The organism is Pseudofrankia saprophytica, from assembly GCF_000235425.2.
GTDB lineage: Bacteria > Actinomycetota > Actinomycetes > Frankiales > Frankiaceae > Pseudofrankia > Pseudofrankia saprophytica.
Window position 1 is genome coordinate 2,748,232 of record NZ_KI912266.1, and the last position, 24,563, is coordinate 2,772,794.

The 24,563-nt window shown below is 70.9% G+C and carries 16 protein-coding genes and 2 rRNA genes; 10 read left to right on the forward strand and 8 right to left on the reverse strand.

Annotated elements, in window-relative coordinates:
- Window positions 1-259: 259 nt before the first annotated feature.
- Together FRCN3DRAFT_RS0211400 and rrf are read left to right on the forward strand one after the other, a co-directional pair.
- Window positions 260-3,367: ribosomal RNA gene (locus tag FRCN3DRAFT_RS0211400) — 23S ribosomal RNA — on the forward strand.
- 106 nt (window positions 3,368-3,473) lie between these two features.
- Window positions 3,474-3,590, forward strand: a 5S ribosomal RNA gene (gene rrf / locus FRCN3DRAFT_RS0211405).
- 268 nt (window positions 3,591-3,858) lie between these two features.
- Here rrf and FRCN3DRAFT_RS0211410 read toward each other — a convergent pair.
- The 3 genes from FRCN3DRAFT_RS0211410 to FRCN3DRAFT_RS0211420 form a co-directional block, all read right to left on the reverse strand.
- Complete coding sequence (locus tag FRCN3DRAFT_RS0211410) at window positions 3,859-4,929, reverse strand: hypothetical protein (protein WP_157845203.1); 1,071 nt, start codon at window positions 4,927-4,929, stop codon at window positions 3,859-3,861.
- A 421-nt stretch (window positions 4,930-5,350) separates the two neighbouring features.
- Window positions 5,351-6,472, reverse strand: coding sequence for an effector-associated domain EAD1-containing protein (locus FRCN3DRAFT_RS0211415; RefSeq protein WP_007515505.1), 1,122 nt, complete (start codon window positions 6,470-6,472; stop codon window positions 5,351-5,353).
- A 305-nt stretch (window positions 6,473-6,777) separates the two neighbouring features.
- On the reverse strand, window positions 6,778-7,758 hold the full coding sequence (locus tag FRCN3DRAFT_RS0211420) for an NAD(P)-dependent alcohol dehydrogenase (protein WP_007515504.1): 981 nt from the start codon (window positions 7,756-7,758) through the stop codon (window positions 6,778-6,780).
- A 280-nt stretch (window positions 7,759-8,038) separates the two neighbouring features.
- Between FRCN3DRAFT_RS0211420 and FRCN3DRAFT_RS0211425 the strand changes: the two genes are divergently transcribed.
- Complete coding sequence (locus tag FRCN3DRAFT_RS0211425; protein ID WP_232794008.1) at window positions 8,039-10,960, forward strand: AfsR/SARP family transcriptional regulator; 2,922 nt, start codon at window positions 8,039-8,041, stop codon at window positions 10,958-10,960.
- Window positions 10,961-10,993: 33 nt separating this feature from the next.
- On the opposite strand, the gene FRCN3DRAFT_RS0211430 is transcribed toward FRCN3DRAFT_RS0211425, so the two are convergent.
- Window positions 10,994-11,590, reverse strand: coding sequence for a CGNR zinc finger domain-containing protein (locus tag FRCN3DRAFT_RS0211430; protein WP_106410181.1), 597 nt, complete (start codon window positions 11,588-11,590; stop codon window positions 10,994-10,996).
- Between the two features lie 109 nt (window positions 11,591-11,699).
- Here FRCN3DRAFT_RS0211430 and FRCN3DRAFT_RS0211435 point away from each other — a divergent pair, with 109 nt between their 5' ends.
- Together FRCN3DRAFT_RS0211435 and FRCN3DRAFT_RS0211440 are read left to right on the forward strand one after the other, a co-directional pair.
- Window positions 11,700-12,152: a VOC family protein gene (locus tag FRCN3DRAFT_RS0211435; protein ID WP_007515500.1), complete on the forward strand. Its 453-nt coding sequence runs from the start codon at window positions 11,700-11,702 to the stop codon at window positions 12,150-12,152.
- A 31-nt stretch (window positions 12,153-12,183) separates the two neighbouring features.
- On the forward strand, window positions 12,184-13,071 hold the full coding sequence (locus tag FRCN3DRAFT_RS0211440; RefSeq protein WP_007515499.1) for a pyridoxamine 5'-phosphate oxidase family protein: 888 nt from the start codon (window positions 12,184-12,186) through the stop codon (window positions 13,069-13,071).
- Window positions 13,072-13,149: 78 nt separating this feature from the next.
- Here the strand turns inward: FRCN3DRAFT_RS0211440 and FRCN3DRAFT_RS0211445 are convergent, their stop codons facing one another.
- Both FRCN3DRAFT_RS0211445 and FRCN3DRAFT_RS0211450 read right to left on the reverse strand, forming a co-directional pair.
- Entirely contained in the window at window positions 13,150-13,755 is a 606-nt protein-coding gene (locus tag FRCN3DRAFT_RS0211445; RefSeq protein ID WP_007515498.1) for a hypothetical protein, read from the reverse strand.
- A 206-nt stretch (window positions 13,756-13,961) separates the two neighbouring features.
- On the reverse strand, window positions 13,962-14,777 hold the full coding sequence (locus FRCN3DRAFT_RS0211450) for a class I SAM-dependent methyltransferase (protein WP_007515497.1): 816 nt from the start codon (window positions 14,775-14,777) through the stop codon (window positions 13,962-13,964).
- 244 nt (window positions 14,778-15,021) lie between these two features.
- On the opposite strand from FRCN3DRAFT_RS0211450, the gene FRCN3DRAFT_RS0211455 reads away from it, so the two are divergent.
- A complete protein-coding gene (locus tag FRCN3DRAFT_RS0211455; protein ID WP_007515496.1) occupies window positions 15,022-16,197 on the forward strand; it encodes an iron-containing redox enzyme family protein in 1,176 nt (391 codons plus the stop codon).
- A 113-nt stretch (window positions 16,198-16,310) separates the two neighbouring features.
- Here the strand turns inward: FRCN3DRAFT_RS0211455 and FRCN3DRAFT_RS0211465 are convergent, their stop codons facing one another.
- Window positions 16,311-17,144, reverse strand: a complete 834-nt coding sequence (locus FRCN3DRAFT_RS0211465) for a maleylpyruvate isomerase N-terminal domain-containing protein (protein WP_007515495.1) — start codon at window positions 17,142-17,144, stop codon at window positions 16,311-16,313.
- A 66-nt stretch (window positions 17,145-17,210) separates the two neighbouring features.
- Window positions 17,211-18,032, reverse strand: a complete 822-nt coding sequence (locus FRCN3DRAFT_RS0211470) for a CTP synthase C-terminal region-related (seleno)protein (RefSeq protein WP_007515494.1) — start codon at window positions 18,030-18,032, stop codon at window positions 17,211-17,213.
- A 147-nt stretch (window positions 18,033-18,179) separates the two neighbouring features.
- Here FRCN3DRAFT_RS0211470 and FRCN3DRAFT_RS0211475 point away from each other — a divergent pair, with 147 nt between their 5' ends.
- The 4 genes from FRCN3DRAFT_RS0211475 (at window position 18,180) to FRCN3DRAFT_RS0211490 (ending at window position 24,520) form a co-directional block, all read left to right on the forward strand.
- Window positions 18,180-19,067, forward strand: coding sequence for a LysR family transcriptional regulator (locus FRCN3DRAFT_RS0211475; RefSeq protein WP_035924654.1), 888 nt, complete (start codon window positions 18,180-18,182; stop codon window positions 19,065-19,067).
- A 163-nt stretch (window positions 19,068-19,230) separates the two neighbouring features.
- The gene (locus FRCN3DRAFT_RS0211480) at window positions 19,231-19,446 is read left to right on the forward strand and encodes an antitoxin (RefSeq protein WP_007515492.1); all 216 of its coding nucleotides are present in this window, start codon (window positions 19,231-19,233) and stop codon (window positions 19,444-19,446) included.
- 458 nt (window positions 19,447-19,904) lie between these two features.
- Window positions 19,905-20,429 carry a MarR family winged helix-turn-helix transcriptional regulator gene (locus FRCN3DRAFT_RS43990; protein WP_007515491.1) on the forward strand — a complete coding sequence of 175 codons (525 nt, stop codon included), beginning with the start codon at window positions 19,905-19,907 and terminating at the stop codon, window positions 20,427-20,429.
- Window positions 20,426-24,520, forward strand: a complete 4,095-nt coding sequence (locus FRCN3DRAFT_RS0211490) for an ABC transporter ATP-binding protein (RefSeq protein ID WP_007515490.1) — start codon at window positions 20,426-20,428, stop codon at window positions 24,518-24,520. Before FRCN3DRAFT_RS43990 ends, FRCN3DRAFT_RS0211490 begins: the two co-directional genes overlap by 4 nt.
- The last annotated feature ends 43 nt before the right edge of the window (window positions 24,521-24,563 follow it).

Consider the following 24,563-nt stretch of genomic DNA (forward strand, 5'->3'; position numbering starts at 1 on the left):
TCTGCTCTTCGGGGTGGGGGTGGAACGGGCTGGCTGGTCGGGGATGGTTTCGTGTGGCGCGCTGTTGGGTCCTGAGGGAGCGGAAATCGTTTCTTCGGTGGCCATCGACCCCCGGGTCTCCCTTTTGGGGAGGGTCGGGGGTTGGCTGCGGTACGGACCAGTCCTTCTAGACATCGGCCCCTGTGGGGGTGTCGGTCTGGGGTGTGGGTTGGGGTCGTCCGTTCTTTGAGAACTGCACAGTGGACGCGAGCATCTTTGTGGCCAAGTTAGTAAGGGCGCACGGTGGATGCCTTGGCACCAGGAGCCGATGAAGGACGTGGGAGGCTGCGATATGCCTCGGGGAGCTGTCAACCGAGCTGTGATCCGAGGATTTCCGAATGGGGAAACCCGGCAGGATGCTAAGTCCTGTCACCTACACCTGAACTCATAGGGTGTGTGGAGGGAACGCGGGGAAGTGAAACATCTCATTACCCGCAGGAAGAGAAAACAACCGTGATTCCGTGAGTAGTGGTGAGCGAAAGCGGATCTGGGCTAAACCTGTGTCGTGTGATAGCCGGCAGGCGTTGCGGCATGGGGGTTGTGGGAGCTTTCAGATGGTACTGCCGTACTATCAGGGAGTAAGAAAGCGTTGTGTTAGTCGAACGGCATGCGAATGGCCGGCCATAGTGGGTAACAGCCCCGTAGACGAAAACATGGCGCCTCCCGAGAGTTTTCCCAAGTAGCACGGAGCCCGTGAAATTCCGTGTGAATCTGGCGGGACCACCCGCTAAGCCTAAATACTCCCTGGTGACCGATAGCGGACTAGTACCGTGAGGGAAAGGTGAAAAGTACCCCGGGAGGGGAGTGAAATAGTACCTGAAACCGTGTGCCTACGATCCGTCGGAGCTGGACTTCGGTCTGGTGACGGCGTGCCTTTTGAAGAATGAGCCTGCGAGTTTGCGGTGTGTGGCGAGGTTAACCCGTGTGGGGTAGCCGTAGCGAAAGCGAGTCCGAATAGGGCGTCTGAGTCGCATGTCTAAGACCCGAAGCCGGGTGATCTACCCATGGCCAGGTTGAAGCGCGGGTAAGACCGTGTGGAGGACCGAACCCACCAGTGTTGAAAAACTGGGGGATGAGCTGTGGGTAGGGGTGAAAGGCCAATCAAACCCGGTGATAGCTGGTTCTCCCCGAAATGCATTTAGGTGCAGCGTCGCGTGTTTCTTGCCGGAGGTAGAGCACTGGATGGGCTAGGGGGCCTACCAGCTTACTGAACTCAGCCAAACTCCGAATGCCGGTAAGTGAAGCGCGGCAGTGAGACTGCGGGCGATAAGGTTCGTAGTCGAGAGGGAAACAGCCCAGATCGCCAGCTAAGGCCCCTAAGCGTACGCTAAGTGGAAAAGGATGTGGAGTCGCACAGACAACCAGGAGGTTGGCTTAGAAGCAGCCATCCTTGAAAGAGTGCGTAATAGCTCACTGGTCAAGTGATTCCGCGCCGATAATGTAGCGGGGCTCAAGCGTACCGCCGAAGCTGCGGCACTCACATGTTAGCTTAGCTGCCCTGTAGAGGGTGGTTCAGGTGTGTGGGTGGGTAGGGGAGCGTCGTGTGGCGTGTGAAGCGGCGGGGTGACCCAGCCGTGGATGCCACGCGAGTGAGAATGCAGGCATGAGTAGCGAATGACGGGTGAGAATCCCGTCCGCCGGATGACCAAGGGTTCCTGGGGCAGGTTCGTCCGCCCAGGGTGAGTCGGGGCCTAAGACGAGGCCGACAGGCGTAGCCGATGGATAACGGGTTGATATTCCCGTACCGGCGCTGGTGCGCCAATGCTGAATCTCGCTGTACTAACCTTTCGTTTTCTTCGCCTTCGGGTGTTGGGAATGTCTGGGATCTTGGTGGGTAGTAGGCAAGCGATGGGGTGACGCAGGAGGGTAGTCCATCCCGGGCGGTGGTTGTCCCGGGGTAAGCGTGTAGGGCGGTGTGTAGGTAAATCCGCACACCATGTGTCTGAGACGTGATGCCGAGCCGATTGTGGCGAAGTGGATGATCCCATGCTGTCGAGAAAAGCCTCTAGCGAGTGCCAGGGCCGCCCGTACCCGAAACCGACACAGGTGGTCAGGTAGAGAATACCGAGGCGATCGAGTGAACTGTGGTCAAGGAACTCGGCAAAATGCCCCCGTAACTTCGGGAGAAGGGGGGCCACTACCGGTGATGGAACTTGCTTCCTGAGCTGGTGGGGGCCGCAGAGACCAGGGGAAAGCGACTGTTTACTAAAAACACAGCTCCGTGCGAAGCCGTAAGGCGATGTATACGGAGTGACGCCTGCCCGGTGCTGGAACGTTAAGGGGACGGGTTAGCTCTTCGGGGCGAAGCTCAGAACTTAAGCGCCAGTAAACGGCGGTGGTAACTATAACCATCCTAAGGTAGCGAAATTCCTTGTCGGGTAAGTTCCGACCTGCACGAATGGCGTAACGACTTTCCTGCTGTCTCGACCACAGACTCGGCGAAATTGCACTACGAGTAAAGATGCTCGTTACGCGCGGCAGGACGGAAAGACCCCGGGACCTTTACTGCAGCTTGATATTGGTGTTCGGTCCGGCTTGTGTAGGATAGGTGGGAGACTGTGATCCTGGGACGCCAGTTTCAGGGGAGTCATTGTTGAAATACCACTCTGGTCGTGCTGGATGTCTAACCTGGGTCCGTGATCCGGATCAGGGACAGTGTCAGGTGGGTAGTTTAACTGGGGCGGTTGCCTCCTAAAGAGTAACGGAGGCGCCCAAAGGTTCCCTCAGCCTGGTTGGCAATCAGGTGTTGAGTGCAAGTGCACAAGGGAGCTTGACTGTGAGACCGACGGGTCGAGCAGGTGCGAAAGCAGGGACTAGTGATCCGGCGGTGGCTTGTGGAAGCGCCGTCGCTCAACGGATAAAAGGTACCCCGGGGATAACAGGCTGATCTTGCCCAAGAGTCCATATCGACGGCAAGGTTTGGCACCTCGATGTCGGCTCGTCGCATCCTGGGGCTGGAGTAGGTCCCAAGGGTTGGGCTGTTCGCCCATTAAAGCGGTACGCGAGCTGGGTTTAGAACGTCGTGAGACAGTTCGGTCCCTATCCGCCGCGCGCGTAGGAGTCTTGAGAAGGGCTGTCCCTAGTACGAGAGGACCGGGACGGACGAACCTCTGGTGTGCCAGTTGTCCCGCCAGGGGCATGGCTGGTTGGCTACGTTCGGAAGGGATAACCGCTGAAAGCATCTAAGCGGGAAGCTCGCTTCGAGATGAGGTCTCCCACAGGGTTAACCTGGTAAGGCCCCCGAGAGATGATCGGGTTGATAGGCCAGATGTGGAAGCACAGCAATGTGTGGAGCTGACTGGTACTAATAGGCCGAGGGCTTGTCCTACAAAGATGCTACGCGTCCACTGTGCGGTTCCCGAGGAACGGCAGACCACCCCGAACCAGGCCGTCTACGATCTGGTCCGGGGAAGGTGTCGATAACTCGATAGTGTTTCGGTGGTTTTGGCGGAGAGGGTACGCCCGGTCCCATTCCGAACCCGGAAGCTAAGTTCTCCAGCGCCGATGGTACTGCTCGGGAGGCCGGGTGGGAGAGTAGGTCACCGCCGAACATTTTTAGACGGCTGGCCCGTCGTTCCCCCAAACCCTGTTTGGGCGCGGGACGACGGGCCAGCCGCATATCCCGTTCCAGACATCCCGCCCCCCTCACCACGGGCGGCGGGTGTCGGGCGGAGCGGCGACGCAGACCCGCCAGCGGCCAGGGAGCGGAGGGCGCTCAGCGCCTGACCGCGTTCCGCGGCGCGCTCGTGATCTCCGCGTTCCGCGGCGCGTCCTGTCCGCTATTGGACTGGGGCCTTACGTAAGGCCTGCGCGATCCGTTCAGCTGTTGGGCGGCCAGATGGCGGCATGCCAGGTGCCGTCGGCGGACGTCGACACGCCGGCGACCAATCCGTGGGCGGACAACCCCTTCGGGTCGGCCGCGGTGCCGCCGAGCGTTCCGAGTGTGATGAGCTGGCCGTCGTGCCAGAGGCGGCCGCCGGGCGAGGCTGTCGGCCCTGTGAGGGCGGACACGAGCACGTCGCCATGGTCATTGATGGCGACGACATAGTCGGCGTCGGCGATTCCGAGCCGGTTAGGCCTGGCATCCGGCGCCGAGGACCATATGACGACGTCGCGAGAAGCGCCCGACGTGTCCGCGACCACCCCGGTGACCTGGCCGGACCGATTGATCCTTACCGGTCCGGCGCCGCCACCGCCGGTGTCGAGTGTGGTGAGGACGCCGGACCGCCAGCGGAACGCCGGTCGGAAGATGGGATGGGCCCCGGACGGGGAATCCTGGTCGTCCAGCACCAGTCCGGCGACCTGGCCGGCGTCGTTGACTCCCATGACGACCGGATGCGTCGTCGGGCCGGTGTCGAACGTCGTCAGCCTGCCCCGGTCCCACAGAAAGCCACGCGGGCTCGTCCCGGAGCCCTCGAATGTCAGCCCCGCGACCTGCCCGGCCTCGTTCAGGTAGAGGTTGTGCTCGTTGACGTCGGGATCCACGCCGAGATCGACGGTCATGGTCCCGTCGGTCAGGAAGGCCCGGGGGGTCGTCGTGGCGTCGCGGCCCTGGGCGGTGCCGGGCTCGCGGGCCGCGGTGACGGTGACGGCGGTGACCTGGCCGTGGTCGTTGAGATCCTCGGGGATGATCTGGTCGCCGTGTACCGGCAGGACCGTACTGTGCCCGTCCTGCCAGCGCACCAGGCGCGGGGGCTGGTTTCCGGCCGGATCCGTCACGGTCCCGACGACCTGCCCGGCGTTGTTCAGCAGGCTCGGCTCGATCGGCGCGCCGTCGTGCGTCAGCGGGACCGGCTGGGCGCCGTGGGCCAGGTAGTAGAACTCGGCACCGGCCCGGCCTGCGCGGCCGATCACCATGGCCCCGGTGTCGTTGACGGCGCTGACGGACATGATCGCGGCCAGGTCTGGCGCCGCCGCGGCAGCTGGACGCACCGCAGGTGTGGCACGGCTGGGCGACGTGGCCGGTGGCGGCGTCGCCGGACGCGTGTCCGCACCGCAGGCCACCAGGACCATGGCGGCCACCAGCGCCGTGAGCGCCGACGCGGCGCGCCGCCCGTCAAGTGGCGTTTCCTTGGCGGCGCGCGTGGGCCGGTCCCCTGGTCCTGGAATGGTCGCCATGGGCATTGGGTGACCCCTCGTACGGGCGGCAGGCATCGACGTCCTGTAGCACCCCCGACACTCGATGTGTGCCGAACCTGGCCGTGTCCAGCCGGACGCATCCTGATAGACGGCTCTGGAGCCTACTCCGCGAGCGCGTGACGCAGACTTGGATTGGACGCGGAGATGGACCGTTGGAGCCACTTCACGCGACTCAGCCGGCTGTGGCTGGCAGGGACGGCTGCGAGTCGCCCGCGGGCCAGGTCAACCTTTCTTTCAGGTCGTCTCCGTCGAGAAGAGGCGCGTCAGAGCATCCGCTGAAGTCGAAAATTCGGTCCGTAGCGGCTGGATCACGGCTATTTGTGAAAGCACGCAGTTCGCCCCGGCGAAGGGCGCCATACCGTCGTAGGTCGACGTGGTGGTAGGCCCAGGAGAACAGGTTGCCGGGATCGGCTCCGTCGAGCATCGCCACGAGGCCCGACCCGCACAACGTCCATGAGACGCGGTAGCGCTTGCCGCTCAGAGCGCTGCAGACCATGACGCCGATGATCTTCAATCGTTCGTCGCTCAGCGTGAGAACGGCGTCTCGGGCCGTTCCGCAGTCACCGTATGAGCTGACATTCGAGGCATGCCAGTGCATGAATGCTGCGGACTGGTCTCGCGTTGAAACGGTGGCGATCACGAGCTCCATCTCCGATGGGTTGCAGCCAATGGCGACGGGTAGGCCAAACTGTTTTTCGACATCCTTTCTGGGGCCGCACTCCACCAGGTCGACGCCACTACCTGAAAGTCGAGTCACCAGCTCCTTCCGTGCGTTGCCCGCCATGAACCAGGTGGCGACCTCGTGTTCCGCCGCAAAATAGGTGGCGCCAGCAGCGCCAGCGATCGAGAGTATTAGAACCCATATGACGTGGAGTCGCCAGCCGACCCTCTTTCTGTGCCGAGAGGAGGTCGGATTCGGTTCGGTTTCGTCTGGGGACTCGGCGGTGTCGGACGGCGCTCTGTCGACTGTATTGACGCTGCCGGGAGTGTGGTGTGTCTGCACGTCGACGAAGTCGTCCGCTTGTTCCTGGCCGGGGTCGGCGGTCGGCCCGAAGACCTTGTTGGCTGGATACTCGTGGGCAGCGGCGGCGAGCAGCCTCTCCCGGAGATCGAGGGCCACGCCGTTGCCGATCAACATCGAAACTTCGGCCCAGAAACCGAGCGCATCCGACGTTTCCCACGACGGATGTCGGCCCGGGTCGAGCCCTGCCGCGATCAGTAGTTTGCGCGCGGGCCCCGGACGCGTGTAGGCCCGCGCCAGCGCCGCGATCTCCCCAGGTGACAAGCCGCCCACCGACTAGCTCCCCCCGACGTCCTAGGCGCTCACCCGTTACCTAGGACAGCTGAAGACACTCAGCACCCATGATTGTGACGGGTGGGTCGCGGCGGCGGGGCTCGGGGCTATCTGGCGTGGTGAGCCGCCGAATCAGCCAGCGTCGCGACGATGAGCCATCGTCGGTGACCGGCCGTTTCACCATTCTCGGCGGCTGGCGGCTGGCGGGTGGCCGCCGGTGGCTCCATGGCAGAAGGCCCAGATTCGGGGAGCCGGGTTCTTGGCTGTCGGGCTACTGTGGTGACCGTCTTGGCGAGGTCGGCCGGTCAGGCGATGGTGACGACCACCTTGCCGCGGGTGTGGCCGCCTTCGACGTGGCGCAGGGCTTCCGCGGCGTCGGGGAGTGAGTAGGCCCGGTCGATGACCGGGGCGAGTTTCCCGGCCTCGATGAGCTCGGCGAGGGCCTCCAGGTCGGCTCGTCGAGGTTTCCAGATGAACGGCCGGATCCGCTGGCGCACGACGGTGTTGAGCGCGAACCCGCAGGGGAAGTTCGTGACGGCGCCGAACACCTTGCCGGGTTCCCCACCACCGTTGACGACAAGGGTTCCCGTCGACGTCAACGCGCGCCGCAGGTGGCGTAGCGGCCGGTTGCCGACGTTGTCGAGGATCGCGTCGTACCGTTCGGCCCGGTCGAGGAAGTCCTCGGCGGTGTAGTCGATGGCACGCACGGCGCCCAGGGAGCGCACCAGTTCGGCGTTGCGGGCGCTACACACGCCGGTGACCTCGACGCCGAGCGCGGTCGCGATCTGGATCGCGAACGTGCCGATGCCACCCGCGGCGCCGTTCACGAGCAGGCGCTGCCCGGCCCGCAGCCGGGCGATGTCGCGGACCGCCTGCAGGGCCGTCCCGGCGGCCAGCGGGACGGCCGCCGCCTCCTCGAAGGTGAGGCGCGCGGGCTTCGGCACGAGCGCCTCGCGCGGCGCGGCCAGCGCGTACTCGGCGAGCGCGCCGGCGCACAGGCCGAACACCTCGTCGCCGGGCCCTACACCACGCACGTTCGTTCCCACCAGTTCGACGACGCCGGCCGCGTCGATCCCGGGCACCCGGGACTTCGGCCGTCGCAGGCCCACGCCGCCCATCAGGCGCGCGATGTACGGGTCGCCCCGCAGCATGTGCCAGTCGTAGGGGTTGAGCGCCGCGGCGCGAACCCGTACCAGCACGTCGTCGGGGCCGACCCGCGGTATGTCGACGTCGGCGAGCCGTAGGACCTCGGGCGCGCCGAACCGCTCCTGGACGATCGCCTTCATGTGTCCGCCTCCTGAACTTGGCTGGCCGTTCCCGCCTGTGACGATCCCTCATCGGCGTCGAGCCGTCGTCGAAGATCTGTTGAGCTACGGTTGAAGAGCCGGCTTGTTGGCGGGCGGCGGACTCGGTGAGCACGGCGTGCGCCGGAACGGTCGGAACGGTGCGGCGCTCGTGAAGGGGCGGTGAGCGCGGGTGACGGCCCAGGCCGGTGAGAGTTGGCCTGGCGCGCGCATCGAGCTCTTCGGTGGGGTCCGCGCTGTGGCCGGCAGCGGAGAGCCGGTAGTGGTCGGGCCCCCGATGTGCCAGGTGCTGCTCGCCGCGCTCGCGCTGTCGGCGGGCATGGCGGTACCGGTGTCCCGGCTCGTCGACCTGATGTGGGGCGCGCACCGCCCGCGGACCGCCGAGCGGACCTTGCATTCCTACGTCACCCGGCTGCGCCAGGCGCTCGGCGCGGGGGCGATCGCGACCGTCGGCGCGGCCTACCGCCTGGACCTGCCGGCCGACGCGGTCGACGCGCTCCGTTTCCAGCGGCACGCGGACGCCGGCGACGCCGCCGCGGCGCTCGCCGAGTGGACGGGCCCGCCGCTCGCCGGCCTGCACGTCACCCCGGGCCTGGCCGCTGTCCTCGACGGGCTGGAGGAACGCTGGCTCGCGGCCGTAGAGCAGGAGCTCGCGGACCGCGTCGAGACGGACCCGGTGGCGTCGGTCGGCCGGCTGACCGAGCTGACCGCCGGCCACCCCACCCGCGAGGGGCTCTGGGCGCTGCTGATGACGGCGCTGTACCGCGCTGGCCGGCAGACCGACGCGCTCGCCGCCTACCAGACCGCCCGCCGCCACCTCGTCGAGCACCTGGGCGTCGAGCCCGGCCCGAGACTGCGTGAACTCGAGGCGATGGTCCTCGGCCAGGACGACCGGCTGGCCGCGAGCGGATCCCCCGGCGGGCCACGCCCCGCGGCCGAGGATGGCCGGGCCGGGAACCTCCCGCTTCGGCTCGGGCGGCTCATCGGCCGTGACCAGGAGCTCGGGGCCGTCAGCCTGGCTCTGTCCGTCTGGCCGGTCGTTACCCTGATCGGACCGGGAGGCATCGGCAAGACGCGACTGGCGGTCGCCGCCGCCAGCCGGGAGGGCGACGAGGACGGCGTCTGGCTCGTCGACCTGGTCGAGGTCGGCTCGTCGGCCGACGTGCCGCGCGTCGTCGCCGGGACACTCGGGGTCAAGGAGAAGGCCGGGCGAGAGCTGACCGAGGCCATCGTCTCGGCTCTGCGCCCGCGCCGAGCCCTGGTCGTCCTGGACAACTGCGAGCACGTCCTCGACGGCGCCGCGGCCCTCGCCCAGGCCATCGCCGACGGCTGCCCGGGCACGCGGGTGCTCGCGACGTCCCGGGAGCGCCTCGGCCTGCGCGACGGCCACGAGAAGATCGTCCCCGTCGGCCCGCTCGAACCCGACGGCCCGGGCGTCGAACTGTTCCGGGAACGCGCGGCCGCGCTCTCACCGGGTTTTGGCCCGGAGGCCGAGGACGGTGTGGTCACGGCGATCTGCCGGCGCCTGGAGGGGGTGCCGCTCGCCATCGAGCTCGCCGCCGCCCGGACGGCGACGCTCACCCCGACCGAGCTGCTGACCAGGCTCGACGACCAGCTTCGACTGCTCGTCGCGGTCGGCGGCGGTGGGCGCGCCAGCGCGCGTCGGCACCGCGCGATGCGGGCGACCGTCCAGTGGTCGTACGACCTGCTCGCCCCGGCCGAACGGCTGCTGCTGCGCCGCCTGGCGATCTTCGTCGGCGCGTTCGACCTGGCCGCGGCCGCGGCTGTCGCGGCCGGCCCCGGGACGACCGATCCCGCGACGTCGGACTCCGCGACGTCGGCCCCGGCCCCGGCCGAGGAGCTGCTGGCCGGCCTGGTCGCCCGTTCGATGGTCGTGGCGGAGCCGGGTGTGGCCAGCCGACGCTTCCGGTTCCTCGAGCCAATCCGCCAGTTCGCGGCCGAGAAGCTGGCCGAGGCCGGTGAGACCGACCTGATGGCCGCGCGCCACGCGGCCTGGTGCACCGAACGGGTGGGCGGCATCCACCGGTTGCTGACCGGTCGCGGTGAGGCCGCGGGCACCGCCCAGTTGGACGACCTCTGGCCGAACCTGCGCGCGGCGTTCGACTGGGCCAGCGGCCGCGCGGACCGTCACCTCGCGCATGCACTGGTCCGCCCTCTCGTCACCGAGATCCCGCGGCGCAACCGCGCCGAGCTGGGGGACTGGGTCGAACGCCTGCTCGCCATGGCCGCGCCGGGCGAGGCCGACCTCGTCGCGTTCGGGCTGACCTGGGCGGGCCAGCGCCACAAGCTCGCCCAGGACCCGGCGGCGTTCGAGCGGCTTGTCACCCGCCACGGCCCCGCGGGCACCGGCGCCGCGTCCGGCGGCGGCTCCGCCATCGCCCTCGCCACCGCCTGGGCTCTCGTCCCCGACGTCGACAAGGCCGTCGTCGACGGGTTCCTCGACGTCGCGGTCCGGCATGCGCAGGCATCCGTCCACCAGGACTTTCCCGCGCTCGGGGAGCTGGCCCCGTTGATGATCTCCCGGCTGCGGGCGCGCGGCGAGGACGACCTCGCCGAACACTTCGAGCTCGACGTCGGCGCATCGATGATCTTCGGTGGTCGGTTCGAGGACGGCGACGCGTTCGTCGACGCCCTCGCGGGGCGATACCGGGCAGACGGCCCGCCGACGCTCCTGAACATGGCGCTCGTGCTGCTCGGCTACTCCGCCCTGCTACAGGGCCGGCAGGAACGCGCCGAGGCGCTGCTCGCCGCGGCCATCGCCGTCGAGGTGCCCGAACGCACCCATTCACCGAACCGGTGCGTCGAGGCCCGCGCCTACTTCCGCCGCGGCGAGACGGCCCGGGCGTTCGCCATCCTGCGCGCCCACATCGACGAGCTGCTCGACACCGGCAACATGCAGGGGATCTGCGTCACGGCCGTCGAGTTCGTCAACATGATGGTCCAGGCCGACCGCCTGGCCGACGCCGACCGCGTCCTGCGCCACCTCGACCGCACCGCCCCCTACTGGGCGGGTCTGGTCGCCGACGCCCGCCACGCCATCGGCACCACACCCCGGCTGACCGCGCCGGAGCCCCACCTGCCCACGCCCGACCTCGACGACCACCAGACCCTCGAGTACATGCGCTCGGTCCTCGCCGAACTCATTCCGGCTGCCCGTGGCTGACGGAAGCGCCCACGTCCGGCCCGGCGGCTTCGGTCAGGGGACCTGGCGAACCCTGGCGTAGTGGCGGGCGGCCCGGGCCCGGTTGCCGCAACCGGCCGAGCAGTACTCCCGCCGGGGCACGCCGTGGACGAAGTAGAGAACGCAGCCAGGCCCGTGGCAGGCTCGCACGTCGGCGCCGGCGGGCCCACCGAACAGGCCGACCGCGTCGTCGGCCAGCGTGGTGAGCGCGAGTGCGACGGGTCGCCCCGTGGAGCTCACCACCACCCGCGGTTCCGGGTCGACGCGCAGCTCGCGCCACGACGGGGTTCGTCGGGCGAGCCGGTTGAGGGCAGCCACCGCGTCCGGATCCGGCTCGCGGCCGTCGGTCGCCGCGCCGGCGAGCGCCCGGATGGTGTCGCGCAGCTCGCGGGCCGTCCACAGGTCCTCCTCGCCGACGTCGCGCAGGTCGTCGTCGGTCAGTGCGACCGTGAGCCGCGGGCGCATCGCGCGCAGCCAGTCGGCCAGGTCCGGCACCGTCCGCAGGGCGTCCCTCGGGCGGCCCCGCATGGCGTAGGTCGTGTTGCCCAGCTCGATCGCCGGCGGTTCGCCGAGCATCGGAGCGCCGCTGCGCTCAGGGCTGGCGTGTTCCATCAATCTAACGCTACCTCCGGGTTGACACCGTTAGAAGGATCGGCCATCTTCTAACGGTAGGAGAACGGTGATGCCGTGAGAACGTCTGATCCACGAGTCGGAGGTACACATGGGCAACCCTGGGCCGCGCACCGGTCATGTCGGTCTGAACGTGACCGACCTGGCCCGCTCTACCGCCTTCTACCAGCGGGTTCTCGGACTCGACAAGATGGGTGGGCAGGCTGACGGAGACCGGAGGTTCGCCTTCCTCGGTCAGGACGGCGCGCCTGTCCTCACGCTCTGGGAACAGAGCGCCGGCGCGTTCCCCACGGCGCTGCCCGGGCTGCACCACCTGTCGTTCCAGGTCGCCGACCTCGAGGCGGTCCGCCGGGCGGAGGCGGTGCTGCGCGAGATCGGCGTCGAGCCGCTGTACGACGGTGTCGTCGCGCATGGCGAGGGCGCGTCCTCCGGGGGTGTGTTCTTCGCCGACCCGGATGGCATCCGGCTGGAGATCTTCGCGCCGACCGGTGCCGAGGCCGCTCCCGTGCCCACCCAGGGCGCCCCGACCTGCGGCTTCTTCTAACAGCTGACGGAAGGAACGGAAGGAGCCGGTCATGCTCCACCCCGGTGAACGCGCGGTGCAGGCACGCGCCGGCCTGCCCCCCGAGCCGCGCGGATCGGCCGCCGTCGGCGCCACCATTCCACCCGCGGCCGCGGAGTTCCTCCGACAGCAACGAATGCTCCTGCTCGGAGCCGCCGACGAGGCCGGCGCGGTCTGGGCCAGCCTGCTGACCGGCGCGGCCGGCTTCGTCACGGCGGCGGACGAGGAGACCATCGTCGTCCAGACCCTGCCCGGAGCCGGGGATCCGCTGGAAGACGCCTTCGCCGCCGAACGCGACGTCGGCCTGCTCGCCCTCGACCCAGCCAGCCGCCGACGGATGCGGGCCAACGGGAAGGCCCGCCGTGACGGCGGTCGGCTGGTCGTCCACACCGAGCAGGTCTACGCGAACTGTCCGAAGTACATCCAGCTCCGCCATCTCGCGGGCGACGACGCCGAGGCGACGCGCGGACCCGTCTCGGTGACCACCGCGCTCACCGCCGGCCAGCGCCGCTGGATCGCCGAGGCCGACACCTTCTTCGTCGCGACCCAGGCCGCCGGCCTTGGCGCGGACATCTCGCACCGGGGCGGCAACCCGGGCTTCGTCGCGGTCGCCGCCGACCAGCGGCTGACCTGGCCCGACTACCGCGGCAACTCGATGTACATGACGCTCGGCAACCTTGACCTCGACCCGCGCTGCGGCCTGCTCTTCCTCGACTGGGACCACGGCCATACCCTGCACCTCACCGGCCGCGCCCGGGTCGACTGGAGCCCCACGCGGGCCGAGACGCTGCCCGGGGCGCAGCGTCTCGTCGACTTCGAGGTGGAACGAGTCGTGCAGATCGTGGCGGCCAGCCCGCAGCGCTGGTCGTTCGACGGCTACTTCCGGCTCAACCCGGCCTGATGCCCATCCCGGCCGAGCGCGGCACCATCCTCCGTGCGAGCACAGAGGCTCGAAATCGAGCCGACGATCGAGCCGACGTCATCGTCCGCCGAGCATTCGGACGACCCGGGGCAGGACGACGGCATTCCAACCCATCATGTCGATGGACATCTTTGGCTTCTTGTCGGTGACGCCGTTCGTGGCGGTCCACACCCGGGCCTGGCCTTCCCGCAGGTCGGCTCCCACGATCTGGCTCCACGGGACCGTCTTCGCGAACGGCTGACGCGGCCGAAGACCCTGGGCGTCCGCGGTGATCCGGGCCGCCGGGCTGCTGCCGAAGGCGACCGGGTGGCCGGCGGTGACGGCGTGCGCGGCCCGCTGCGCGATGGCCGGGCACGCCGTGGCCTCCAGCAGCTGGACGACCTGCTCGAACAGGCGTCGGCTGTCCTCGAGCTCCGTGCCCCGCTTGTAGGCGTCGAACGTGAAGATGGCTGTCACGTCGCCGTGGGCCAGGCCGATCCGGTAGCTGGCCTGGTTTATCCGGGCGGCGGCCCGATAGATCACGCGGTCGACCGTCGACAGGTCGAAATACTGCTCACCGATCGTGATCGCCTGAGCGGTGGCGACGAGGTCCTGCTTCTTTCGGTGAATCCGGACCTCGCCAGGCGAACTGGAGTTCGCCGCATCGACGGGGAAGGTGCCCATGATGTCTCCGCGTTCGGCCGCTGGGGAGCCCTGCTAACTCCGGCAAGGCTGGCGAACGGCTGACGATTGCGGTGCGAGGAGTCTTTCAGCCGACACCTCGCCGGCAGGGCCGAGCCGCGGCGGCGGTCGTGGGGACGAGGGCAAGCAGCAGGCAATGCGGACGAGGCGGGCACGGCGTCGACGAGTGCCGTTCCGACTCGCGGTCCTCAACCTTCCGTCCCGGCCTCCGAGCAAACACGACGCGCGTCATAGGGCGACGCCGGGTGCGCCGCGTAGCCGGGCCGCGGCCGGTCCGGCTCGCCGTCGTCGCCGGCTGGCTCGCCGATCGCGGCGGCACGGCCGGCCGTCAGGACCCGGGTGAGCGCCTCGACGTCGTCGGGACCCGAGCGGCTGGCCACCCAGGTGACACCGGCGATCACGTAGGTGTCGGGGGTGAAGAAGGCGTGCCCGCCGCGGGCAAGCTCGCCGACGCGGCGGCTTACCCGTTTGTCGTGGGTGTACGCGCCGAAGGCGATCGGTCTGGCCATCCAGTCCGAGACGCGGTAGCCGGCCGCCCGGGCGTGGTCGAGCAGGCCGACCGGGTCGGAGATGGAGGAGATGAGCAGCAGGACCGTCTCGAAGCCCTCGGACAGGACCCGCCGGGAGATCTCGGCGCCGGTGTCGCCGCCCCACAGCTCTGGCGCGTCGCCGGGAGCCGGCAGGTAGGGCGGGTTGCCGACCGCGCACCGCTCGTTCCCCTCACGGGCGCCGGCGAAGAAGTCCCCCTGGATGATCTGGTAATTAGCCAGCCCCGCCTTCTCGACGATGCGCGCCGCCACGCGGCTGGAGCGCACGTCCTGCTCGAAGCCGCGCACCGGCACCGTCGACTCCTGACGCCGCAGCGCCTCGACCATCGGGATGCCGGTGCCCGCGCCCAGCTCCACCAAGCCGTCCGCCAGGATTGGCCCGAGCCTGGTGTCCGCCAACAGGTTCTCCAGGCACGACGCGTAGAACCCCGACTCGATCGGATCAAAGAACGGCATATCTGGCTCCTGACCTTCTGCGGCGGAATGACGCACAGCACCCGGGGTGCCGCGGAGTCGACCCGCCAGATACCCGCCCACGTGCCCACCCATCCCGCCGCCGGGACGCGGGCGCGCGGCCGCGCCTCACCAACGGTTCCTCCGCGTGTCAGGCGTCCCTCCGCGCGTCACGCACATCCGATATGGGGGTTGAGCCGTCGCCCGCCGGGCATCTCCCGCCCCGTGTACACGGGGATTCACGGCCATGGCCGTTGAGCTGTCGACGGCCGCCGGACCGGCCACCGGCAGGCAGACGGCGGTGCCGGCGGCCCGGTACGGCACCGTGCTCGGGCCACGGGAACTGGCACCGAGCGCCCTGCCGCCCGCCCGCGGGACGCTGAGCGAGTACCTGCTGCGCCAACTGGCCGGCCCCGCGCGGCCGCTGTCCGGATGGCCGGTTCCCGACGACGACCCGCTGTTCGGCGAGGACGGCGCCCTCGCGCTCTACTGCCTGTACGAGCTGCACTACCGGGGCTTCGCCGGGGTCGACGACCGCTGGGAGTGGGAGCCGATGCTGCTCGCGCTGCGGGCGGAACTGGAGGACGACCTGGAGGCGCGGCTGCGGAAGCTGGCCGCCGGGGTCGATGCTCCCACGGCCGACGCGACCCCCGCGGGCGAGGCACGGGACGGCCGCGATGGGGCGGGCCCGGCTGTGCCTGACAGGACCGGGCCGGCTGACGCCCTCGCCCCGGAGGTCCCCGCGGCCCTCCGGGAGATCATCGGCTGCTCGACGGGCCCGTCGCTGTCGGCCTACCTCGCCGAGGAGGGCTCGCTGACGCAGTTCCGCGAGTTCGCCGTCCACCGCTCGCTGCTGCAGCTCAAGGAGGCCGACCCGCACTCCTGGGCGATCCCCCGGCTGTCCGGCCCGGCCAAGGCCGCGCTGATGGAGATCCAGGCCGACGAGTACGGCAGCGGCCGGGCGCGCGACGCCCACCAGAACCTCTTCGGCCTGACGATGCTGGCGCTCGGCCTCGACCCCGGCTATGGCCGCTACCTCGACCAGGTTCCGGGCGCGACGCTCGCGACGGTGAACCTCCCGACGTTCCTCGGCCTGCACCGCCGTCTGCGTGGGGCGCTCGTCGGCCACCTCGCCGTCTTCGAGATGACCTCGGTGGAGCCGATGGGCGCCTATGCCGCCGCGCTACGCCGCCACGGCCTTGGCGCGGGCGCCCGGCACTTCTTCGAGGTGCACGTCGTCGCCGACGCCCACCACCAGAACGTGGCCGCCGATCAGCTGGCCGGGGGCCTGGCCCTCGCCGAGCCGGCCCTCGCCGACGACATCCTGTTCGGCGCGCGGGCCGTCATGGCCGTGGAGGGCCGGTGTTCGTCGGCGATCCTCGCCGCCTGGCGCGCCGGCCGCTCCTCGCTGCGCGGCGGCTGAGGTGGGGCACCGGGCAGCCGCGCCCGCCGTCTCAGGCGTGCTGGTGGGGCCGGCGCCCGTCGCCGCCGACGGCGTCGTGGCCGGCATCGGGACGAGCGCCGCTACCGGCCCGCTCAGGTGATCCGGGCGCGGTCACGCCAGAGGGCGAGAACGGAGTCGTCGCCGACGACCTCGATCCCGCCGGCGTCCCGGCGGTTCCACAGGAACAGGTAGAGGTCGGAGGCGGTGCCGCGGATCGTGCAGTCGGCGTCGGCGTCGGCGTCGGCGTCGGTGGCGATGGTGGTGGTGGCGACGGTCTGTCGGCTCACCTCGCGCGCGTCGGGCCCGATCCGGATCGTCCAACCGGCTTCGGTGTCGGCGCAGCGCACCACCAGCGCGACGGGCTCGGGCGAGACCAGTCCCCGGTGCCGCCGCGCGTAGAACCCGGTCAGCAGCTCGTCGATCCCGTCCGCCCCGAAGCCCGGCCGCACCGACGGCGGCCGACCCACCGGCGCGGTGCCCTCGGCGCCCGCTGCGCCTGCCCGCCGGGAAGCCGCGAGCGCCAGCTCGGCGTCGACCCGGTGCACGGCCGTCTCATGGGCCTGTCGGCGCGCCCAGAAAGCCAGCGGTGACGGCGCGCCCGACCACAGCGTCCAGCAGGACACGCCGGGGTCGGCGCCGTCGAGAGCGTCCACGAGCGCCGCGTGGCCGTGGCGGAACCAGCCCAGCAGGGCGTCGTCCGGCACCGCCGGCAACCCGTCACCCTCGATGTCGACGGGTGACGGGTTGCCGGTGCGCACGTAGGACGCCGCCCAGCGGTGCACGCGGCCGGTGTGGGTCACCAGGTCACGCACCCGCCAGCCGGGTGCCGACGGCACCTCGGCGTCGAGCCCGGCGGCCGTCGCAGTGGCGGCCATCCGCTCGCCTTCATGACTCAGCGCCGCGACATGTTCGTTGATCAGCAACACGTGCTCACTTTCGCCGCCCTTCGAGGCGAGCCGCCGGAGTGACCGCGCCGCGTCGGCACGGGTGGGTCAGCCGCTGATCGTGGGGATCATCGTGGGGATCTCGGCGCGCCGGCTGGCCTGCCGCGCCGCGGCCCGCGACACGGCCGCGGTGGCGAAGGCGCGGATCACCGGGTGGACGCGGGAGGTGTCGGCGGCCAGCTCCGGCTGGAACAGGGTCGCGAGGAAGAACGGGTGGTCGGCGAGCTCCAGGACGCGCACCTGGCCGTCGTCGTCGACGCCGGTGAAGCGCAGGCCGCCGGCGCGCAGCCGGTCGAGGTACTCGTCCGCGACGCCGTAGGAGCAGTAGTAGCGCTCCATGCTGCGCTCCACGCCGAGCACCCATTCGGCCAGCGAACCGCGCTCGATCCGGACGCTGCCCTCGTGGCCGCGCAGCGAGCAGGTCAACGGCACGATGACCAGGTCGGTGGCGTTCGGCGTCACCTCGGCGTGGGCGACCTGGCCGAGGCCGCAGACGTTGCGGGCGAACTCCAGCACCGTGTGCTGGAAGCCGCCGCAGGTGCCGAGGAACGGCACACGCCCCTCGCGGGCGACCCGGACCGCCTCGACGGCGCCCTGTTCGCTCGCGTACGGGCTGCCCGGCACCAGCCAGATCGCGTCGAAACCGTCGAGGGTGCCGGGCAGGCACGCGTCGGTGGTGGGAACCCAGTAGGCGTCGAGTGCGAGCCCGTCGCGGGCACGCAGCTGGCGGATGATCGTCGGGATGCGGCCGTGCGCGGCGACGTCGGCGGAGCGGTCGCCGACGAGGGCGACGCGGGCCGAGGCGGCGATGACGCCCGAGGCGACGCCCGAGGCGACGGCCGAGGCGAGGGGCGGGGCGGCTGAGGTCATGTACCGATCGTGGCCAGCCGCCTGATTCAGGTCCAACGATAATTGTTGGTATCTGGATAAGGAATCCTGATACTGACGGCGTAGGGCGTAGGGCGTAGCCGACTGGCGTAGTTGGCTGGCGCGGACGGGCGGGTGTGGATGGACGGCATGGACCTGACACTGCTGCGGACGTTCACCGCGGTGGCCCGCGCCGGCTCGTTCTCCGCGGCGGCGCGCGAGCTCGGCTACACGCAGAGCGCGATCTCCCAGCAGATATCCACACTCGAGGCGTCGCTCGGGGGCGTGCCGCTGCTGACTCGCCGGCCCGTGGCCCCGACCGCCGCGGGCGCGCGCCTGCTCGAGCACGCCGAGCCGCTGCTGCTGCGGGCGTCCGCCGCCCGCGCGGACGTCCTGCGGGCCGCGGGCGGGCCACCGGACCATCTGCGGCTCGTGGCCTGCCCGCTGGCCATGCCGCGACTCGCGGCCGCGTTCGGTGAGATCACCGCGACGATGCCGCGCCTCGACGTCACGATCTCGGTCGCCGACCGCGACGGCGTCGCGACCGAGGTCGCCCGCGGGACCTGCGAGCTCGGCCTCGCGGTAGGCCTCGCCGTCCCCGGCGACCCGCTGCGGCTGCCCGACGTCGGCCCGCTGCGGGCGGCGCTGACCGGTACAGACCCGGTCAGCGTCGTCCTGCCCGCCGACCATCCGCTCGCGAGCCGACCCGGCCTGCGCCTGGCGGACCTGGCCGACGCCCGCTGGCTGGACGCCCCCGCGGCGGCCGCGCCGGCCGCCGACGTGCGCCGCGCCGCCGGCGCCGAGGGCCTGCTGCACTGCGCTCGTTACACCGGCACCGACCTGGCCGGCCTGGCCGCGCTGGTCGCGGCCGGCGCCGGCCTCGCGCTCCTGCCGGCCTGGGCCGTCTCCGGTCACCCGGGCCTCGCGGCTGTCCCGGTCACCGCGCCCCAGCTGGTCTACCGCACCGAGCTCCTGTCCGGCGTCACCGCCGACAACGGCCCCGCGGGCCGTGCCCTGGCCGGCCTCCTCGGCGGCTGACACCCCGCGCCGCTCCTTCGGCCGGTCCCGATCGGGCCTGGTCGGCGGGCACCAACGTGCCTACCGACGAGCCGGCACCCGGCGCGCCGCCCGGCTGTTCGTAGGATCGGGATCCCCGGCGGGGCAACGATGACCGCGGCGACGACAGCAGAGAGGTCCACGGATGTTCGACAACCTCAAGGATCTGGCGGGCAAGGCCGGCGACCTCAAGGAGAAGGCCGAGGACGTCGCCGACAAGCACGGAGACCAGATCGACGACGGGCTGGAGAAGGCCGGGGACTTCATCGACGACAAGACCGGCGGCAAGCACGGCGACAAGATCGACACGGCCGTCGACAAGGCGCAGGACCTCGTCGACAAGCTCGGCGGCCAGGACTGATCTCCCGTCTGGTGACCGCCGCCACGGTCGCCAGGCGGGTTTGGCCGAACGGCTGGCGAACGGCGGGCGGTTCCCTGAACCGCCCGCCGTTCGCCGTCCCCACGGCCCCCCGCGGCGCGTCCACCGGGCCCGACCCGGTGTGGTCCGGGAGCCCGCCGTCGGTTTCCGAACTGTGGTCGATGACGGTGTCCGGGCAGTCGACCATCGGCCACGATCCGGCGGCGGATGGTGATCTGTGGTCGATCGTGGTGTCCCGGAGGTCGACGATCGGCCACAGTTTGGCTTGGGGCGGGTTGCGGCGCTGGGGCGGGCCCAGCCGGTCACCTCGGCGGGCGATGTTCGGGCCTTCAGGGCCCGCTCAGCCGTGTGCGACGGAGCACTCTTCGTGGTGGAGCTCCGAGGAGGTCGCCCGGGTGAAGGTGGTTCGTTAGTCGAACTAATTTGATAGCGTCGGGCGCATGGAGACGCCCACCGACGCCGCGGCGCCGGACGCTGCCGTCGAGCCGGCCGATGTCCGGCGCGCCGACGTTCGGGTACCTGTCGAGGCCATCCGCGCGCTCGTGAGCGTGGCCAGGGTGCTCGAGCGGGCGTCGGACGAGCTGAGCCTGGCGCAGTACCGGGTCCTGGCCGCCGTCGCCGCGGGCGACGAGCGGGCGTCGCGGATCGCCACCCGGCTCGCGCTCGGCAAGCCGGCCATCAGCGCGACCGTCGAGTCGCTGCGCCAGCGCGGCCTGCTCACCCGCGGGACGGTCGATGACGACCAGCGCGCCGCCGCCCTGCGGCTGACCGACCAGGGCCGGGCCGCGCTCGACCTGGCCGAGGGGGCCATGCTCGACCGGCTCGACCGGATCGCCGCCCGTGCCCCCGACCCCGCCGCGATGGCGCGGGCGCTCGCCGAGCTCGACGGGGCGGTCAACGACTACCTCGCCGATCACCTCGCCGCCTACCTCGCCAACCGGGCAGCCGCGAAGGAACGCCGATGACCATGCCCCCGCCTGCCCCGGCGCCATCCCCGGATGACCAGTCTCCGGATGACCGTTCCCCGGACGGCGTGCTCCCGGACGGGCAGGTACCGGACGGGCAGTCGCCAGGTGGGCGGGGCTGGATCCGGCGGCTGGCGGGGTGGCTGCTGCGGCACAAGGGCGCGGTCGTGCTGGCGCTGCTCGGCTCGCTGCTCGGCAGCGCGTCGCAGGCTGTCGTCCCGCTGATCGGGCGTCAGATCGTCGACGGCGTCATCATTCGGCGTGACGCGGCGCTGTGGCCGTGGCTGCTGCTCCTGCTGCTGGCGGCGGTGGCGAGCTTCGGCTTCGCCCACCTGCGCCGCTACCACGGCGGCAGGGCGGCGCTGCTGGTCCAGTACGACCTGCGCAACGCCATGCACGACCACCTGCTGACGATGGACCAGGACAACCTGAGCCGGATGCCGACCGGCCAGCTGGTGGCCAGGGCGAACTCGGACTCGGCGCTGGTGCAGGGGCTGCTGATGTTCCTGCCGCTGCTCACCGGCAACCTGCTGATGATGGTCGCCGCGCTGGTCGTCATGTTCGTGCTGGCCCCGAGCCTGGCGGTCGTCGGCCTGGTGGTCGCGCCGGCGCTGGTCGCCGTCTCCTACCGGCTGCGCGTCCGGGTGTTCCCGGCGAGCTGGGACGCCCAGCAGCGCGAGGGCGACGTGGCGCAGATCGTCGACGAGGATGTCAACGGCGTCCGGGTCGTCAAGGCGTTCGGTCAGGAGGAGCGGGAGCTGCGCCGGCTCGCGGACGCGACCGGCACGCTCTACGGCACGAAGATGCGCGCGGTGCGGCTGCGCTCCCGGTACGGCCCGCTGTTGGAGGCGGTCCCGGCCCTCGCCCAGGTCGCGATCCTCGCCCTGGGCGGCTGGCTGGCCGTCCGCGGCTCGATCACGATCGGCACGTTCCTCGCGTTCTCCACCTACGTCGCCCAGTTCACCGCCCCCGCCCGCCAGCTCGCCGGCGTGCTCACCATGGGCCAGCAGGCCCGCGCCGGCTGCGAGCGGATCTTCCAGCTCCTCGACCTGCCGCCCGCGATCGCCGACAAGCCCGGCGCCGTCGACCTGTCCGCGGACGGCGGCCTGCGCGGCGAGATCGCCTTCGAGGACGTCGACTTCTCCTACCCGGGCGGCGCGCCGGTGCTGCGCGGCTTCGACCTGCGCATCGCCGCCGGCGAGCGGGTGGCGATCATCGGCCCGAGCGGCAGCGGCAAGTCGACGGCGGCGGCCCTGCTCGGCCGCTTCCACGACCCGAGCTCCGGGCGGGTGACCATCGACGGCCACGACCTGCGCGACGTGCGGCTCGCGTCCCTGCGCCGCCAGGTCGGGTTCGCCTTCGAGGAGAGCTTCCTGTTCTCCGACACCGTCCGCGCCAACATCGCCTACGGCCGGGCCGGCCTCGACGCCGGGATGGAGGTCTCCCAGGAGGAGATCGAGGAGGCGGCGCGGGCCGCCGGCGCGCACGAGTTCATTGTCGGCCTTCCGCTCGGCTACGACACCGTCGTCGGCGAGCGCGGGCTTTCGCTGTCCGGGGGGCAGCGCCAGCGGGTCGCGCTCGCCCGCGCGATCCTCGCCGACCCGCGCGTCCTCGTCCTCGACGACGCGACCAGCGCCGTCGACGCCCGCACCGAGGAGGCGATCCACGACGCGCTGCGCGACGTCCTGGCCGGCCGGACGACGCTGCTGGTCGCCCACCGGATGTCCACGCTGCACCTGGCGGATCGGATCGTCGTCCTGGACGAGGGCCGGGTCGTCGAGTCGGGCACCCACGAGGAGCTGACGGAGCGCAGCGCCACCTACCGCGCGTTGCTCTCCGGTCTTGACCCGGCGCTCGCCGCCCAGCTCGGCGACAGCGCCGAGGCCTTCGCCGAGATCGCCGAAGCGGCGGGCGGGCAGCCCGCCACGACGGCCGAGGCGTGGGACGCGGCCAGGGCGAGGCAGGCGGCGGAACGCGCCGGTGGCGGCCAGGCTCAGGGAGTGGGCGTGGCCACCCTCGGCGCTGGGCTCGGCGGTGGGGCCGCGCGTGGCGGCGGGGTCGGCGGTGGCACCTGGCGGCTGAACCTGGCGCCCACCCCTGAGCTGCTGGCGCGGGTCGCCGCGCTACCGCCGGTCCGCGACAAGGCGGACATCGACCTTGCCGTCGAGAGCCGGCCCGAGCCGCGGTTCAGCCTGCCGGGGCTCCTGCGCCGCTTCCGCCGGCCGCTGTCCTTCGGCCTGCTGCTGGTCGTCATCGACGCGGCCGTGGGGCTGGCCGGCCCGACGCTGGTGAAGACCGGCATCGACCGGGGCGTCACCGACGGGACGACCGCGGTGGTGTGGGTGGCGTCCCTGGTGTTCCTGGCGCTGACGCTCGTCGACTGGGTCAACCAGGTGGGCGAGACGTTCGTGACCGGGAGGGTCGCCGAGCGCATCATGCTCTCGCTGCGGATCCGGATCTTCGCGCAGCTGCAGCGGCTCTCGCTCGACTACTACGAACGCGAGATGTCCGGCCGGATCATGACCAGGATGACGACCGACGTCGACCAGTTCGAGTCGCTCATCGAGAACGGCCTGCTCTCGGCACTGGTCGCGTTCGTGACCTTCGTCGGCGTCGGCGTCGCGCTGCTGCTGATAAACCTCGAGCTCGGCCTGCTGACGCTGACGGTGGTGGTCCCGCTGGTGGTGGCGACCGTGCCGTTCCGCAGCCGGGCGGCGAAGCTGTACGAGCTGTCCCGGGAACGGATCGCGATCGTCAACGCGGACTTCCAGGAGAGCATCTCCGGGGTGCGCGAGGCGCAGGCGTTCGTCCACGAGGCCCGCACCGCCCGGCACTTCCACGACCTCGGCCGGGCGTACCTGGACTCCCGGGTCGCCGCGCAGCGGGTGGTCGCGACCTACTTCCCGTTCGTGCAGTTCCTGTCGGCGGTCGCGGACGCGATCGTGCTCGGCGCGGGCTCGGCGCTGATCGCGCACGGCCAGCTGACCGCCGGCGCGCTTATCGCGTTCCTCCTCTACATCGACATGTTCTTCTCGCCGATCCAGCAGCTGTCCCAGGTGTTCGACGCCTGGCAGCAGACCAGGGTGTCGGTCGGGCGGATCGCCGAGCTGATGCGGCTGGAGACGCTGACCCCGCCGTCGGCCGAGCCGCTCGCCGCCGGCCGGCTGCGCGGCGAGCTGGTGCTCGACGACGTCCGGTTCGCCTACCCCACCGGCCCGGTGTCCGCCGCGTCGGCGTCGGTCGCGGCCGGGCTCGCCGCCTCCCGCGGTCGCGGCAGTGACCGTGGCTGGGCCGAGGCCCGGATCACCGTCGCGGGGAAGGATCCGCGGACGATGGCGGCCGCGGCGGCGGCGCGGGCGGCGAAGCCGCCGGAGGCGTTGCGCGGGGTCGACCTGCGGGTGCGCGCCGGGGAGACGGTCGCGCTCGTCGGGGAGACCGGCGCCGGCAAGTCGACGGTGATGAAGCTGCTGGCCCGGTTCTACGACCCGGACGCCGGCGCGGTCCGTGTCGACGGCCAGGACCTGCGTGCCTTCGACCTGACGGGGTTCCGCCAGCAGCTCGGCTACGTGCCGCAGGAGGCGTTCCTGTTCACCGGCACCATCCGGGACAACATCGCCTACGGCCGTCCCGGCGCGACGGACGCCGAGGTGGAGGCGGCGGCGCGGGCCGTCGGCGCGCACGACTTCGTCGCCGCCCTGCCCGGCGGCTACCTGCACGAGGTGGCCGAACGCGGCCGGTCGCTGTCCGCCGGACAGCGTCAGCTCATCGCCCTGGCCCGCGCCGAGCTGGTCGACCCGGCCGTCCTCCTGCTCGACGAGGCGACGTCCAACCTCGACCTGGCGACGGAGGCCCGGGTGGCGGCGGCGATGCAGCGAATCTCCCGGGCGCGCACGACGATCCTCATCGCCCACCGCCTGCAGACGGCCCGCGGCGCCGACCGCATCGTCGTCCTCGACCGCGGCCGGATCGCCGAGACCGGCACCCACGACGAGCTCCTCGCCGCCGGCGGCCGCTACGCCGCCATGTGGCGCACCTTCGAGCTGGTCACCACGCCGGCCACCGCCACCTCGACGGCGGCGGCGGCCGACTGAGCGGTGAGCTCTGCCTTTCAACCGCGGTCGGTGGTGCCGCGGT